This is a genomic window from Tolypothrix sp. PCC 7601 (genome assembly GCF_025677855.1).
GTDB lineage: Bacteria > Cyanobacteriota > Cyanobacteriia > Cyanobacteriales > Nostocaceae > Aulosira > Aulosira diplosiphon.
In genome coordinates, this window is record NZ_CP064879.1 from 7,384,465 (window position 1) to 7,401,218 (window position 16,754).

12 protein-coding genes are annotated in these 16,754 nt (G+C 39.4%); 10 read left to right on the forward strand and 2 right to left on the reverse strand.

The features are described 5' to 3' along the window. The first annotated feature begins 276 nt into the window (after positions 1 to 276). Genes HG267_RS29970 through HG267_RS29990 form a run of 5 tightly spaced genes read left to right on the forward strand, consistent with a single transcriptional unit; the run spans position 277 to position 6,573 of the window. The gene (locus HG267_RS29970; RefSeq protein WP_045871296.1) at positions 277 to 2,334 is read left to right on the forward strand and encodes a TonB-dependent receptor plug domain-containing protein; all 2,058 of its coding nucleotides are present in this window, start codon (positions 277 to 279) and stop codon (positions 2,332 to 2,334) included. A gap of 30 nt (positions 2,335 to 2,364) precedes the next feature. Further along, positions 2,365 to 3,237: a (2Fe-2S) ferredoxin domain-containing protein gene (locus tag HG267_RS29975; protein WP_045871297.1), complete on the forward strand. Its 873-nt coding sequence runs from the start codon at positions 2,365 to 2,367 to the stop codon at positions 3,235 to 3,237. A gap of 35 nt (positions 3,238 to 3,272) precedes the next feature. Then, complete coding sequence (locus HG267_RS29980; RefSeq protein WP_096621788.1) at positions 3,273 to 4,475, forward strand: ABC transporter substrate-binding protein; 1,203 nt, start codon at positions 3,273 to 3,275, stop codon at positions 4,473 to 4,475. Next, complete coding sequence (locus HG267_RS29985; RefSeq protein ID WP_096621785.1) at positions 4,475 to 5,560, forward strand: FecCD family ABC transporter permease; 1,086 nt, start codon at positions 4,475 to 4,477, stop codon at positions 5,558 to 5,560. The genes HG267_RS29980 and HG267_RS29985 overlap by 1 nt, the downstream gene beginning before the upstream one ends. Then, complete coding sequence (locus HG267_RS29990; protein WP_045871299.1) at positions 5,557 to 6,573, forward strand: ABC transporter ATP-binding protein; 1,017 nt, start codon at positions 5,557 to 5,559, stop codon at positions 6,571 to 6,573. Before HG267_RS29985 ends, HG267_RS29990 begins: the two co-directional genes overlap by 4 nt. Positions 6,574 to 6,760: 187 nt before the next feature. Here the strand turns inward: HG267_RS29990 and HG267_RS29995 are convergent, their stop codons facing one another. Then, on the reverse strand, positions 6,761 to 8,599 hold the full coding sequence (locus HG267_RS29995) for an APC family permease (RefSeq protein WP_045871300.1): 1,839 nt from the start codon (positions 8,597 to 8,599) through the stop codon (positions 6,761 to 6,763). Positions 8,600 to 9,551: 952 nt separating this feature from the next. Between HG267_RS29995 and HG267_RS30000 the strand changes: the two genes are divergently transcribed. The 3 genes from HG267_RS30000 (at position 9,552) to HG267_RS30010 (ending at position 13,325) form a co-directional block, all read left to right on the forward strand. Next, complete coding sequence (locus HG267_RS30000; protein ID WP_045871301.1) at positions 9,552 to 9,773, forward strand: hypothetical protein; 222 nt, start codon at positions 9,552 to 9,554, stop codon at positions 9,771 to 9,773. A gap of 340 nt (positions 9,774 to 10,113) precedes the next feature. After that, on the forward strand, positions 10,114 to 11,520 hold the full coding sequence (locus HG267_RS30005; RefSeq protein ID WP_045871302.1) for a DUF456 domain-containing protein: 1,407 nt from the start codon (positions 10,114 to 10,116) through the stop codon (positions 11,518 to 11,520). Positions 11,521 to 12,089: 569 nt separating this feature from the next. Beyond that, positions 12,090 to 13,325: a membrane protein gene (locus HG267_RS30010; RefSeq protein WP_045871303.1), complete on the forward strand. Its 1,236-nt coding sequence runs from the start codon at positions 12,090 to 12,092 to the stop codon at positions 13,323 to 13,325. A gap of 212 nt (positions 13,326 to 13,537) precedes the next feature. Here the strand turns inward: HG267_RS30010 and HG267_RS30015 are convergent, their stop codons facing one another. Then, entirely contained in the window at positions 13,538 to 14,350 is an 813-nt protein-coding gene (locus HG267_RS30015) for an SDR family oxidoreductase (RefSeq protein WP_045871304.1), read from the reverse strand. Positions 14,351 to 14,600: 250 nt separating this feature from the next. On the opposite strand from HG267_RS30015, the gene HG267_RS30020 reads away from it, so the two are divergent. Next, positions 14,601 to 15,635, forward strand: coding sequence for a CobW family GTP-binding protein (locus tag HG267_RS30020; RefSeq protein WP_045871305.1), 1,035 nt, complete (start codon positions 14,601 to 14,603; stop codon positions 15,633 to 15,635). A 467-nt stretch (positions 15,636 to 16,102) separates the two neighbouring features. Then, a complete protein-coding gene (folE, locus tag HG267_RS30025; RefSeq protein WP_045871306.1) occupies positions 16,103 to 16,738 on the forward strand; it encodes a GTP cyclohydrolase I FolE in 636 nt (211 codons plus the stop codon). Positions 16,739 to 16,754: the final 16 nt, after the last annotated feature.

Genomic DNA, 16,754 nt, shown 5'->3' on the forward strand with positions numbered 1-16,754 from the left:
TAACCGTGAACCGTCAACAGTCAACAATAGCAATGGGATATTTTTTTAATTGGAAGTCCCTTAATCCAACACCAGTAGTAGGGGCAGGTGAAGCAATATCCCTGTTCATCATCGATACATATCTGTAAACCCGCCCCTAATCTCTTGTAAATTGCTGTCCAAAATGATAATAATAATCATTATCATATTTTCCTCCTGGCTGAGAGTTTTTGCAAAAAACCTCTCATCTTCACTCACGACCAATTTTTTTAGTTATACAGGTGGCTGAAATTACCAATGCGTAATCAACTTATCGCCAGATGGGGAACTCAACTTATCATCTCTAGCGTGACTATCACCACAGGGATGCTGTGGGAAAATTCCAGCATCATCGCCACAGAAATTGCACAAGCAGAAGAGAAAGAACCAGATATTGAACTGACAGTTATTGACAAACTCCTCAATGAACCTGTATTTTCCCCTTTTCGCCGCGAGGGAACAGTCAAAGATTCCACCCGTCCGGTGTATGTCATTACCGGCGAAGAAATGGAAGCGCAAGGTGCAAGAACTGTCAGAGAAGCACTGCGATTTCTTCCTGGTATTTTAGGTGACGGTACAGTTGGGACAGAAGTAAACGCTTTAAGTGGCCAATTTATTCGCGGTTCTAATACCGGACAAGTCTTAATCTTATTGGATGGTAGACCAATTAATAATTTAGGTGGTGGTGGTTTCGATTTATCAGAATTTACCACGAACAATATTGAAAGAGTCGAAGTCTTACCCGGAGGTGGTTCAACTCTTTATGGTTCAGATGCAATAGGTGGGGTAATTAATATTGTTACCCGTCGTCCTACAGAGCAAATTACCACAGACACCAAAGTTAATTTTGGTTCCTATGGATTGAACCAACAAAGTATTCAAAATAGTGGAAAATCCGGTGATATATCTTGGTTAGTTGGATATAGCCGGACTCAAGCACAAAATAATTATCGCTTTCGTATTCCTGAAGCTAACTTTGAGGGGACAAGAACGAATAATGACGCACTCTTTAATAACTTTAATGTCAAATTAGAAGCAAATTTAGGAAAACGTAACACCTTAACTCTCTCCACCTTATATTTAGGTAAAGAACAGGGAGTACCAGGAGGCGTACCCATTCCTGTACCTCAATTTGGACAGGGATTTTTTAACACTCTCACCGATAATAATCGTAAATACACAGACCAAGTTCTCACTGATTTAACCTGGAACTCCAAATTAGGTAGCGGCGATGATTCACTTTTAACAGCGAGAGTTTACGCTGATTTTCTCAACACTCGTTTTGATAATCGCAGTGGCGCAATTACATCCCAAAACCGCTTTGATACCAAACAAGATTCCTATGGTCTTCAAGTTACCCATAACTGGAACATTGCGAAGAATCAGACCTTAGTTTATGGCTTTGATTATCGGAATACCAATGTACGCAACACCACATTTAATTATGGAACAAATATTACCAGAGAAAATTATGATGATGCTATAGGTCAAGGGGCAATTTTTGGGAGATATGAAATTAACTTTTCTCCTAGTTTTAGTATGAATTTGGGAGTGCGGCAAGATTTTAGTAGTTTGGTCAATGGTTCGTTTACTTCGCCATCTGTAGGGGCAAAGTTAGCGGTATCAGATTCAACTACACTCCGAGCTAACTATATCAGAAACTTCCGCGCTCCAACCATAGCTAATTTATTTAATACTAATCCTACTAACATTGGTAATCCTGACCTCAAGCCAGAACAAGGAGATAGTTTTGATGTGGGGATTGACCAAAAGTTAGGGAATATTGGTTTGTTGAGGCTGACATTTTTTAGAAACCTTGTTTCTGATACAATTGCCTTCAAAAGTTTAATCCCACCTGTAAATGGTAATACAGGAACTTGGGAAAATATCGGGTTAGTAGAAACTACGGGAATTGAGGCTTCGTTAAATTTACAAATAGCGAGGAATGTTTATACTTTTGTTAATTATACGGCGAACGATCCGCGTATTTTAGCAAGTGCTAATCCGGCGGAAATTGATAAGGAGTTGCGGTTTGCAGGTGCAGATAAATTAAATTTGGGTGTGTCTTATGAAAATGCTAAAGGTTGGTATTTTGGTGTGTTGATGAATTCTTTAAATGGGTATCCTACTAATAATATTAATACGGAGTTTCTTTCGGGGTATACTACTTTTGATTTAAAGATGCGTGTACCTATTAGTGATAGTTTAATTTTAACTGGGAGTTTGGATAATCTGTTTGATCAGCGTTATCAGTTGTTTCCTGGTTATCCTGATGGGGGGAGGGTTTTTCAGGTTGGGTTGAGTTCTCGGTTTTAAAGAGTTTTTTCACGCAAAGGAGAGTTATAAATGAGTGAGTTTAATTGTTGGGTGACACCAGTTAATGAGGTAGTTAAGGAAGATTTAGCTACGGGGGGGTTTATTGAGTATGAATATTTTGATTGTGGGAGTGATGTTTTAGCATCGTTAGTTTATACTTTGTTTGAACAGAATTGGCAGCAGGTTGGGATTGCTCATATTGTTCAAGGTAGTGTTTTAGAATTGGAATTTAATGCACCACCAAAGCTTTGTATTCTCTATGATGGCTATTTGACGGTGGCTACTGAGGGATGGCATTTACATTTATGTATTGATACTAATTTTGGCGGCCCTTTGTGTAAAACTCCTGTGGAAGTGAGGAAGCAACGTTTAGTTTCTCGTGCTGCTTTTTATCGGCGGTTTAACCCAGAAGGAAATCCTAGAAGTTGGGGTATTCAGTTTTGGAATGGTGCGAATGAACAATTGATGACGATTTTGTTACCTAATCCTTTGGTAGATGGAGAAAATTTATTACCGGAGGGGAAACCAAATCTAGATAAGTTAGCTCTTTATCAAGATTTGCGTGATATTTATGTATTAGGTAAAAAACCAATACCATTTACCAAAAATCCTCTCAAACATTCTTATATCTCAGTTTGTACCTCTACACGCTGTCTACCTTCTCGCAAATGGCAACCTACATTTGATGCTTTAAAATCAGCAGTAGAAAATGCAGGTTTAGACATCGAAGTTAGAACCTCTGGCTGTTTAGAAGTCTGTCAACTCGGCCCAGTTGTTTTTTATTCCAATGATAGAACTTGGTACACTCGCGTTAACCCCAATGTTGCCGAAAATATCGTCAACGAACACCTCATTAAAGGTAACAAAATCACCGAAAACCTCTACCCACCCCAAACTCCCTAACTCTCTCTCTCTCTGCGCCTCTGCGTGAGATAAAAATGATAAAACTCCCTCACCAAAAATCAATCATTTTCCTCTGTCAACTATGCCTCATAGCCACCCTCATCATCGCCTGTCATCACACCACAATTCACACATCAACTAACACCTGCACCCCCAACTATAACCCTAACCAAGATTACTTTCCCAATAAAATCAAAATCACCCACGCCAGAGGTTTGGCGGTAGAATATCATAATAATTACAAAGTGGTCACCATTAAAAACCCTTGGCAAAATGCTAAAACTCAATTTCAATATGTTTTAGTCCAATGCGGAACTCCCACACCCCAAGGATTTAAGCAAGCGCAAGTAATTACAGTTCCCATTAACTCTATAGTTTCTTTATCAACTACACATTTACCCCACTTAGCTAAATTAGATGTAGTTGATAAATTAATTGGAGTGAGTAATATTAAACAAGTCAATACGCCTGAGGTTGTTGAGAGAATTAAAGCGGGAAATATTACCCAAGTCGGCAATAATTCCAATGTAGATATCGAAAAATTATTAGCCTTAAATCCCGACTTAGTAACAACCTTCGGTACAGGAAATTCCCAAACTGATAGTTATGGCAAACTCACAGAAGCGGGGTTAAAGGTGGGAATAAATGCTGAGTATATGGAAGATACACCTTTAGGGAGAAGTGAATGGTTAAAATTTACCGCTTTGTTTTTTAATCAAGAAGCCAAAGCAGAAAAGATATTTAATGAAATTGCGAGTAGATATACACAAATAGCTGCAAAAGCTCAATCTGTGAAAAACCGTCCGAGTGTCTTTGTTGGCTTTAACTTTAAAGGTACTTGGTTTATGCCGGCTGGTAATAGTTATGTAGCGAAATATCTGGCCGATGCTGGAGGAAATTATCTGTGGAGTGATGATAAATCTAATGGTAGTTTACCGCTTTCTTTTGAAGTGGTTTTAGAACGCGCAGCTAATGCTGATTATTGGTTGAATTTTAGCCAAGCTTGGCAAAGTGCCAAGGATTTAATCGCAGATGATAACCGCTATGCTGATTTTCAAGCGGTGAAAACAGGCAATCTTTATAATAACAATGGGCGTGTGAATGCGAATGGTGGTAATGATTACTGGGAAGGGGGAATTAGTAACCCTGATATTGTGCTGGCAGATTTAATTAAAATCCTGCATCCAGAAATATTACCGAATCATCAATTGTTTTATTATCGGAAATTTAGCAAATAATGTTACTTAAATATTTGCCGTCTAATTTATTAATAATTTTTAAATCTACTTCTATCAGAACTTTAGTATTTTCGCTGTTAATTATCGGGTTGATTTTGGTATTTTTACTAGATTTGGCTTTAGGTTCTGTCTCGATTCCGATTCAAGAAGTTATCAATATTTTACTGGGACAAGAACCTGAAAAAGCGACTTGGGCAAATATTATTCTGAAATTTAGACTTCCGAAAGCGTTGACTGCAACTTTAGCTGGTGCGGCTTTGGGTGTGAGTGGTTTGCAAATGCAAACTTTGTTTAAAAATCCCTTGGCGGGGCCTTTTGTGTTAGGAATTAGTTCTGGTGCAAGTTTGGGTGTAGCTTTGGTGGTGTTAACTGCGAGTTTAACTACACCAACTTTATTAAATGATTTGGGAATCATTACTGATTTTGGGTTGGTGATAGCTGCTAGTCTGGGTGCGGCTGCGGTTTTGGGTTTAATGTTAGTGGTGGCGCGTCGAGTACAAGAGACGATGACGCTGCTAATTTTGGGTTTATTGTTTGGTTATGCTACGAGTGCAATTGTAAGTATTTTATTGCAATTTAGCTCTAAAGAACGGATTCAAAGTTATATTATGTGGACTTTTGGTAGCTTCGCTGGAGTGACTTGGAAACAGTTAATTGTGTTAATTCCAGTGATAGTTTGTAGTTTATTGGTAGCGGTATTGCAATCGAAATCTTTGAATGCGCTGTTGTTGGGGGAAGCTTATGCGCGGAGTGTGGGTTTAACGGTGGAGAAAGCTAGGTTTTCTATTATTAGTAGTGCTTCTATTTTAGCTGGTGGAATTACGGCTTTTTGCGGGCCGATCGCATTTTTGGGTGTGGCTATTCCTCATCTGTGTCGCAGTCTGTTTATGAGTTCTGACCATCGAATTTTAATCCCTGGTGTGATGATTATGGGGGGAATCTTGGCTTTGGTGGCTGATTTATTTTCCCAACTTTGGGTAAGTCAGATGGTTTTACCTTTAAATGCGATTACGGCTTTGATTGGAACTCCGGTTGTCACTTGGGTAATTCTGCGACGTAATTCCCAAAAATCCTTTCCATCATGAATAATGCGATTTTAACTACTCATAATCTGAATATCGGTTATCAAATATCGCGCAAAAATGTGCGGTGTGTGGCGAGGGATATTTCTGTGTGTCTGGAAGCTGGGGAATTGGTGTGTTTATTGGGGCCGAATGGTGCGGGTAAGTCTACCTTACTGCGATCGCTCGCCGGAATGCAACCACCTCTAGCGGGGGAGGTGCGGCTTTTGGGTGATGATATGTATAAGTTAGCACCGCAGGATTTAGCCAAGCGGTTGAGTTTGGTGCTGACGGAAAGGGTGGATGTGGGTATGTTATCGGCTTATACTCTGGTGAGTTTGGGACGACATCCTTATACAGACTGGTGGGGAAGGTTAACGCCTGAAGATGAGGCGATTATCCATTGGGCGATAAAATCTGTAGGTGCGTTACATTTAGCGGCGCGTCAAGTTAGCGAACTGAGTGACGGTGAACGTCAAAAAATTATGATTGCGCGTGCTTTGGCGCAGTCGCCGATGGTGATGTTATTGGATGAACCGACGGCTTTTTTAGATTTACCTCGACGGGTAGAAATTATGCAATTGTTGCGTCAGTTAGCACGAGAAACTCAGCAAGCAATTTTACTTTCTACCCATGATTTAGATTTAGCTTTGCGGCTGGCTGATCAAGTTTGGTTATTAACATATGAGGGAATTTTACAGGTTGGCGCACCAGAAGATTTGGTGTTAAATGGTGCTTTTGCTAATACTTTCCGCAGTGAAGGTGTGGAATTTGATATCTTTTCTGGTGAGTTTCATTTACATACACACAACAAAGGAAATATTAATTTCATCGGTGAGGATATCGCCTCGCTATGGACGATACGTGCTTTAAAACGTGCAGGATTTCAAATTGTTCAAAGTCACGATAACTTGCCAATTTCCATAGAATTAATATCAAATTCACAACAATTTTTCTGGAAAATTACCAATAACCAAAGCGTAAATATTTATAATTCACTGTACGATCTAATTAAATATTTAAATTTATTGTATTAGCGATGGTTTTCTAACGATATTGTAATTAATTAATTCAGAATAATGGTGTGAGTGCAAAAAGTTGGATTATATCTGACTCATTACTTTATTTAAAATCAAATAAATACCCAATACTCATGCAACTCACAATTATGCTGATCTAGTTGTTAGCTGATTTGGTTTGTAGCTTTATCTGCACTATATGTACTTATAGGTAATACCTAACAGTAGAGATAACGCGACTTTTTTTAGCTCTTAAAGCAGTTTTTAAGAACAGGGTTGTTTGGTTATGCAAAATGCTATCCCACCAGTTGCGAGTTACAAAAGCAGGAATAACAATTGTAGTGAAAACATCGGGATGGCGTTCTTCAAACTGAGCCACAAAATCGACAATGGGAGTAATTACAGAACGGTAGGGGGAGTCGATAATTTCTAAAGGAATATCTGACTCTAATTGTCGCCATTTTTCTTGCAGTTTCTCGCGGTCTGTAGAACCGTTAATATCTACATGGACTGCGACAATTTCATCTGCAATGGTGCGTGCATAATCTAAGGCTTCTACTGTCCCGCGATTTAGATGTCCTACCACAACTACAGCTGGGTGAGTAACTACTTCTGGTTTTGGGCGAGGAATATAACTGCGAGGTGCGATTCCTTGAATGCTCAGGCGTTCGGCTACGTATTGATAGTGACGGTGAATGCTAGAAAATAGCGCGACTACTACAGGAATAGCTACTACAACTAACCAAGCGCCTAAAAGAAACTTTGTAGAAACAATAACTATTAGCACCACCAATGTTGCGATCGCACCTAACCCATTCATGAAAGCACTAGCACGCCAATTCGGTTCCCGCGATTGGAACCAATGACGCACCATCCCAGCTTGCGATAAGGTAAAGGAAGTAAATACACCCACCGCATATAAGGGAATAACGGCGTTAACTTGTCCTTTGAAGATAATTACTAAAATTCCTGCACACAAGCTGAGGAGAATAATCCCGTTAGAGTAGACTAAGCGATCGCCTAATAAGGCTAATTGTCGGGGTAAGAAGCCATCTCGTGCCAAGAAGTAACACAGTCTAGGGAAATCTGCGTAACTGGTATTTGCTGCTAATAGTAAAACTAGCAAGGTGACAATTTGCACAAAATAATAAAATGCATTATTCCCCAAAATCTCCCTACCTAAAAGAGATACTACTGTTTGTCCCTCTTCTGGTACAACATGGTACACATTTGATAAATATGTGATCCCAATAAACATCAAGCCAAGAATACCACCCAAATAAAGCAAGGTGATGCGGGCGTTTTTCCACTCAGGTTCCTTAAATGCTAAGACACCATCAGAAATTGCTTCTACTCCTGTGAGTGCTGTACATCCAGCCGAAAATGCTCGCAAAATAAAGAACAAGCTCAGTCCTTCTTGCACAGGAATGGGAGGATATTCTGCGATCGCTTGTCCTGTAACTTGCTTGAACAAGCCAATTGCAATCAGCACAAAAATACTCACAATAAATCCATAGGTAGGAATCATAAATATTCTGCCTGATTCCTTTACACCTCTAAGATTTGCCAGCGTCAACAGAAAAATGAAAATTAAGCACAAACTGACAGTGAAAGGCCTAAGCGCTGGAACGGCTGATGTGAGAGCGGCTGTACCCGCAGATATACTGACGGTGACTGTCAATATATAGTCAATCATCAGTGAACCCCCTGCTACTAGACCGGGATAAAGACCCAAGTTTTCTCTAGCAACAATATAGGAACCACCACCTTGAGGATAAGCGCGAATAGTTTGCCGATAAGATAGTACAACTATACACAGCAGGAGAATAATTGCGATCGCAATCGGTAGAGACAAACCAAGTGCGCCGCTTCCCGCTGCGACTAAAACTAACAGGATTTCTTCTGTTGCATAAGCCACAGAGGAGAGCGCATCCGAAGAAAGAACTGCTAAAGCCGCCGCATTACTCAATCGCTCTTCACTATGTGCGCTGGTTGGTAATGATTTACCGAGTAGAAATTGTTTTATTTGTGGGTAGAGGGACATACTGAGTCCACCTGAAAAAGGTTAGTACTCCTGCTCAATCGAATTGGTAGTGTAACTTCATGTAGAAGTTGGATCAACAGGAAGCAGGAAGAATCAAAGGAATGGAATTTCCCTTTCTCCTTAACCTTTACCTTATCCCCACTGTTTACAAAAGTATCTTTTGCAAGAGGACTACTAAAAACTGAGCTAGGAATATAGCAATTTTGGCAGATTGCTCAGGTATTAGACGATAGGGAATTGGGGATTGGGTAATGGGTAATGGGTAATGGGAACTACATAAGTGCCTAAACAGAATTATTTACACACATGATTTTTGTTCTCTGTTCCATTTGGCAAGCAATGCATTTAATGTTACACGACTAGTTAAGCTCATCCCACCCCTAAAAGGGGATGGGATTTCACGTTGACGGTTGACGGTTGACTGTTAACTGTTGACTTTGAACAATTAACGGTGGGCTATCCCTCCCACCTCTTGAAGGAGTGGGTTTCCCGCCGCCTTTGATGATCCTGTTTAACTTCGCTATTAGTTGATAAATCTGCTGAGGTTTCGTGTGAGTCAGTAAAACGAAGCCTATTGAGTTACTCATATTTGTAGGTTTAAGCAGATGGCAGATGTAGTTAATACATCAATGGAAATACTAAATTAATTTATACTCTGCTATTCATTGTAAACACTTGCCTATATTTAAGGTGTATTAGACATAATCTTTTACTGGAAAAGAGTTGTAAAGCGAAAAAACCATTTAGCCTATATATGGCTCTAGTAAAAATACTACTGAGTAACAAATCAAAAGGTAGAATGTCAGGGAATGTATATGTATCTTTTGGCAGTTTAGTCAATATCCTGAAATATTTATTAATATAGAATATAGATTTCACCGTTAAGAGTGAAAAATCTCTGAACGTGATTTTGTATCAATCACTCAATTCTTCACCAACGGAGTAGAAGACAATGAACGACCAGAAACCATCCGACTCTAAAGATGTTCTGGGATATCTCAAGAATGGAATTTGGCTGTTTGGCCTTTCATCTTGGCTGTTTGGGATTACAGATCGCAGCATTGCTTCATTTGCAGATGGTTATTTATCTGCATTGGATTTAACGCAACTATTTACAGCTGCTACATTCTTTGTAGCATGGCTATTTTTAAAGCCAGTACCGAGGGGTTCATAAAATTATCGATTTTGCATTCAAATCATTGTTTACTGCACTGGTAGTCAGCGTTTTAGCGCTGGGAGTTTTAGAAGTATGTAGAAATTGAAAAGGTCGATTATGTGAGAGAGAACACTTTTCATTCCCATAGAGAAAACCACCCAAAATGGCAGCTTGCTATTTTACGCAAAGTTACACTTAGTGATTTATATTCACAACAGTTAGGGTAATTCTGGAATTCCAGAATTACCTTGATTTTTAGTGATAAATTCGGTTTTTTCTGTGAATATTTTGATGAAGTAGCAGAAACTTTTGTTAGGATACATCGGTCTGCTGATTCACAGTATCCAAATATCCCTCCATGAATCCTGCTGCTCAAGGTATTCCCGGATTACCTGATTTAACACATCCTCATGAGTTGGTGCAATTTGGCACCCAAGCACTTAAAGGTTCACTGTTATTTGTATTTTTAGTTATAGCTTTAGGAATTGCGATCGCACTAGTTAGTGTTTCTTTGCGGCGAAGTTCTCTAGAACAATCGGTTTTCTTTGGCGAATGGTCGATTCGCTATTCTCAACTGTTAAAGGGTCTACAGCATTTAGCTTTAATTTTAGTTTTAGTAGTTGTCGGGTTTTTTCTATGTACAACCTTAAGCAATCGCTACCATCATTGGGAACAAGCGAGAGTAGCTCAAGTAGCTGAAAGCGTCGCTGGTGATAAGCTAGAACAAACTGCACCTCAAGTCCGCTACATTGCTGAAGAACCATACACCTACACAACTCAAGTTAAAGACAAAGTAGTTAAAGTAAATGATACGCAAAAAGTAAATCGTTATTTAGCACTAGCTGGATCGCAAATTCAGGTAAAGCTAAAGCAAAGCGTAGATGTTAACGGACGCAGCGTTATTTATTTGGTAGATTACACTGCTGAATACAAAGTTATTAATAAGCTTTCCAAGATTAATAGTTTCTTTTTTGAAGCACCACCACCTGATGGTTATTCGCTACTAGATGCTTACAAAGTAGAACGAGATAGTACTCGGTTAACACAAACTAATCCTGGTGATTATGGCTTTCCCTTCCGCTTAGAACCAGGCGCAGAAACTACCTTTAAAGTTAGCTATAAAGCCCAAGGCGGGCCGCGTTGGGTTTATAACGCCACTGGACAGTTGCTTTCTAAATTCCGCCTCACCACAATTGCAAACTTTAGCCCAGTTGAGTTTGCTAGTGGTGTGATACCTAGCAATACCAAAGTTGAGGGAGATAACACCCAGTTTACTTGGGCATTTGATGAAAATGTTTCCGTCAAAAATCCTTTTGGTGTGTTTACTAACACTGCACCTGTTCGCAATACTGGCATTATTCCCCGGTTATTACTGTTAGCACCAGCCATATTTTTGTGGTGGATATTATTACTATATTTATCGCTACCCATGCATCTCAAAAATGTGGCGATCGCAGGCGGAATTTTCTTTGCTTGTCTATTGACTTTAACCTATTTAGGCAGGTTAATTAATCCTCCATTAGTATGGACAATGATTTCCCTTGTCTTTTTAAGTTTAATGTGGGGATTAGGGTCAAATCGTCGTGCTGCTTTAGCCGCTATTATTTGCACTCTAGCGGGTGCGGTCATACCCGTATTTGGATTGTTAGTACCATTTAGCGGACTTACTCTCAGCCTAGCTGCTTTACTCTCCGCAGTTTGGCTAGCAGTACAACACTGGTATGGCTGGCAAACTTTGCCACAAGAAGTCAATACCCATAAATAATACTTAAGTAGATTTTGTAGGGTGCGTTGTCGCGCAGCGCAACGCACCATTAAAGTTATTAATTTATTACTCTTTATTTCTCCAAAATCTCATACTAATACCAATAAATTTGGCGATACATAAATAATGAATCAAGGCATTTTATTTTTTGTAACTGGTGGAAAAATTTATACCAATTTGAAAAAAGAATTCGCCAGATAAGTAGTTAAACAAAATTAATTACAAAATGTCATTGCGAATGGAGCGGAGCGGAATGAAGCAATCGCAAGGGTTGAGATTGCTTCTCTTCGAGACGCTACGCGTTAAGCGAAGCTATGCCGAAGGCTTTACGCTGCGCTCGCAATGACTGTAATTAATTTTGCGTGGTTACTTAGTAGGGGCAAGGCACTGCCTTGACCTCTAGAATATATTGATGTGTCGCAAACATTATTTGAATTGATATTAGAAAGCAAAATTATTATGTAACAAATAATTAATTATTTTATATTGATCATGTCATTTACATTCATATTTAGCTCACTATCAATTAAAATCAACTGAATCTCAACTTCTAATTATTAAATAGTAATATGCTTGCGAGAATCCGCCGTCTTTTAAACCAATTTTTTAATACATCCTGGACAATCAACAACGAACCTCTTAATAAAGTCAGTTTGATAGTAATTATTGTGATTGATATTTTTATATTAATCAATGTATTTACAGGACTGGATGATATTAGCAGATGGCATCTCAGCCCCTCTCAGACTTATCCCTGTTATTCAGAATGGCAAAATTACCGGACACAAACCAGTAAAGATAAAGATTATGAAATTGTCAGACTAGCATTACCACATAACATCAATCAGCCTAGTTTTCAGCAAAGCTATCAACAAGCTGAAACTGGACATTTAGGTAAAGTTTCTGCAACTTGCTTGCAGTATGCTGACACCAAAGATAAAGTTAAAAATGCTGAAAATCAGCAAACTATTAAAAGCATAGACCAGAAACAAGCTAATATCAGTAGGCTAGAACAAAGCAATCGGACAATTCGCACTCAATATGACTCAACGCTTTTAGAAAAAATTGCCGGACAGCCACGTGAACAATCAATTAATCAAGTTGGCGCGGAAAAAGCCAAACTAACTTTAGAGCAGAATAACCGTCAAATTTCTACGCTCAAAAATGAAATATCTACTTTAAAAGATGGGCTACTATCCAAACCAGAAAGCACTAATTTGCTAACTTTTCTGAAAGATGAAAATAAATTTAGTGAAGTAGAAAAAGGCTATAAGCAAGCATCATTTTGGTATCCTAGCATTCAACTTGGTTTCCAATCCTTATTTCTCATACCCCTGATTCTCATTGCTTTCTCAGTTCACAACTTTGCTCAACATCGCAGATATGGACTAGTTGCGCTCATTAGTTGGCATTTACTAGTCATCTTTTTTATCCCACTCATCCTGAAAATATTTGAATTTCTGCAAGTCGGTGTACTCTTCCAATTCCTCTTCGATATTATTAGCGCCATTTTCGGTGGTCTACTTTTCCTCATCAGTTACGTTTATATCTTGCTAATTCCCCTGATTGGTTTTGGAATTATTAAGTTCTTTCAACAAGTTGTTTTTAATGCCAAATTACAAGCAGCTAATAGAGTCCAAAAATCACGCTGCGTTAAATGTGCCAAAAAAATTCGCCATCAAGATAGCCACTGTCCGCATTGTGGTTATTATCAATATGTTGAATGTCAAAATTGCCACAACTTAACTTACAAGCATTTACCCTATTGTAAGCATTGTGGATATTTTCAAGATTCTACTAATTAAGTCATGTTGCTCCAGCCATCTCAGCCTTGAGGATATTGAAATACAGCCTCCGGGAAGATGAATCCGATTAAATTTCAGCATACAGTAGTCTGGGATGTCTGTTTAAGCACCAGGATATAAAGAGGCTTGGCACAATGCCGAGCCTTTTCCTCATAACACATGCATAGACAAGCCTGTCGCAGACATTGCAACATTAAAACTTACTCGATTCATCAGCTGAGCTGAGAGAAAAGCTTTTCCCAGTCAATCACAGGCGGTCTTTGTCCCTGATTTGCTAACTCAAACACCTTTCCTTCAGTCGTTGGGTAAAAAATGCTTTCGACACAAGCTTTAGCCACATCAATTCGGCTAGCATCACCCGCCAGCTTATCGCCTTGACCGATGACTACACCCAATTTACCCTCTGTTTTTGCTTGCAAAAGAGTGTTGAGGTCGTATGAGGTATAGGGGCCATCAATTAAGCGTCCGGGACGAATGATAGTGTAAGGTAACCCAGAATTAATGATTGCTTCTTCACCTTTTTGTTTGGCATCTAGTATGCCAAACGCATTGAGGACATTAAAAGGAAACTGATTTTTACGCAAAATACCACAAGAAGAAGTAAAAACAAATCGCTGCAGATTGCGCGGTGCTGCTGCTACTAAGTTGCTAACACCAATTGCATCAACCTTTAGCGGACTATTATTTGCCCTAGCTTCTAGATGTTTGCGGTCAGTAAGCAACTGCACCCATTCCAGCAAATTAGGTTCAGGGTCAATATCCCATCTCTTAGAAGGAAAGGCTGTAGTACCGCTACTACAGATGATATGGGTAACATTCTGCACCGCATCTGGTAGCGTTGCTGCATCGCGGATATCGCCCACAGCAATTTCCACTTGATTATTAAACATTTTTCGGGCTTTTTCTGCATTGCGTGTCAGCACACGAACTGATAAGCCTTTCTCTAATAGTTCACCTACTACTAGTTGCCCTACTCCACCTGTAGCACCAGCAACTAGCACTAAATTTTTAACAGCAGAAGTCATAATCGTCCCTAAATATAGCCTATTGCTAATCTAATCAAAAATGCGATCATCAAGCTTCTCCCCTTGGGACAATCGCAGCCATCACTCTGAGGGTAAGCCTGGATAAGCGTCTGGAGAAATAAGGGGAATGGGGAAGGGGAAATGGGTAAAGGTTTTTAGCTTTTTTGCCTTTCCCAAGACTTGCATATTGTGACTTTTTAGGTAGAATGAGAATCGTTATCATTTTATCTCTGGCATCAGCTTAGAATTTATGACTACCACAGCCCCAAAGCCAGCAACGAACGATGGATTACTTGATATTCCTAAACGGGGAATGCCAGTCACAATCATTACAGGATTTTTAGGGAGTGGGAAAACAACTCTCCTCAACCAAATTCTCAAGAATAAGCATGACTTAAAAGTTGCCGTTTTGGTTAACGAATTTGGCGATATTAATATTGACAGTCAGCTACTCGTATCTATGGATGAAGATATGGTAGAACTGAGTAACGGCTGTATTTGTTGTACTATTAATGATGGCTTAGTTGATGCTGTTTATCGCGTTTTAGAAAAAGAAGAGCGCATCGACCATCTAGTAATTGAAACTACTGGTATTGCCGACCCACTGCCAATTATTCTGACCTTTCTGGGTACAGAACTTAGAGATTTAACAAAAGTAGATTCTATTATCACCGTAGTGGATTCTGAAGCGTTTACGCCTGAGCATTATGAAAGCGATGCTGCACTACAACAAATCACCTATGCAGATGTAGTTCTGTTGAATAAAACTGACCTGACAACCACACAAAAGCTAGCAGAATTAGAAGCTTATATTCAGGATGTTAAACCCGAAGCTAGAATTATTAACACGAGATTTGGTGAAGTAGCTTTACCTTTAATTTTAGATGTAGAACTAACTCCAGTAGATGAGTATACCTCAAAACTAGGAGCAGATAATCATGAGCATCATCATGACCATCATGACCACCACCACGAGCATCAACATCACTCTCATCATTTAGAAAATGATGGATTTATAGCGATATCATTTCAGAGCGATCGCCCTTTTGATGTGAGTAAGTTTCAAACCTTTCTTGCTGATAAATTACCTACAAATGTCTTTCGCGCTAAAGGTATACTGTGGTTCAGCGAAAGTGAATTAAGACATATTTTTCAACTGAGTGGGGCACGTTATCAATTAGATGCAGATGAATGGCTTTCTACACCAAAAAATCAGTTAGTTGTAATTGGTAGAAATCTAGATACTAAAGAAGTTACCTCACTCCTGAATGAATGTTTAGTATGAGAAAAACTTTTTACTAAATTACAGAATAGGTCAAAAAGATGAGTTATTGAGCATTTAATTTCTATTTTCTCATGTATGAAGCCTTGAAAATTACAGCAGATTGCAAGTTGGTGAGGTACAGATAATTGTAAGGGCAAGGCAGTGCCCATTGGTGTCAACTTAACGTGAAACCCGCTTTGTAGCAAGGTTTTTGCCCTCACCCCCAGCCCCTCTCCCGCAGGGAGAAGGGAGCAAGAGATTTAGTTCCCCTTCTCCTGCGGGAGAAGGGGTTAGGGGATGAGGGCGCGAGGTATTTGTACAACGCCCGCCCTATATCGCTTTTAGCTTAAGTTGACACGTACAGTGCCTTGCCCCTACCCGCTTAACTAAATTACTTGAAATACGCTGTATTGATAAAGTCTTTTCCCCTGACCCTTGTCCTCTTTTTTGACTAATACTTTACCAGCCCATTCATCAACTTATTACCTATGACTCTCTCAATTCCTCCACAACTAATTTCTGCTACCGCTTTACCCAATCAACAATTACCTCATGTTACAGAATCAGACATGATTCAAGCTGTACGTACTTTGTTAATCGGCTTAGGAGAAAATCCTGATAGAGAAGGTTTAAAAGATACTCCGAAAAGAGTAGTTAAAGCCCTGCAATTTATCACCAAAGGCTATGATGAATCTTTGGATGAATTATTAAATGGGGCAGTATTTACAGAAGATACCAATGAAATGGTGTTAGTTAGAGACATCGATATTTTTAGTTCCTGCGAACACCATATATTACCGATAATTGGTCGCGCTCATGTGGCGTATATTCCTAATGGCAAGGTGATAGGATTATCGAAAATTGCCCGAATTTGTGAAATGTATGCACGCCGTTTGCAAGTTCAGGAACGCCTGACTATACAAATTGCCGATGCACTGCAAGGTTTACTGAAACCTCGAGGCGTAGCAGTGGTATTAGAAGCAACGCATATGTGTATGGTAATGCGCGGTGTTCAAAAACCGGGTTCTTGGACTGTCACCAGTGCAATGCGGGGAGTGTTTGCAGAAGATGTCCGCACTCGTCAGGAGTTTATGAATTTGATTCGGCACAATGCTAGCTTTTAGCTTGAAATCAGGGCTA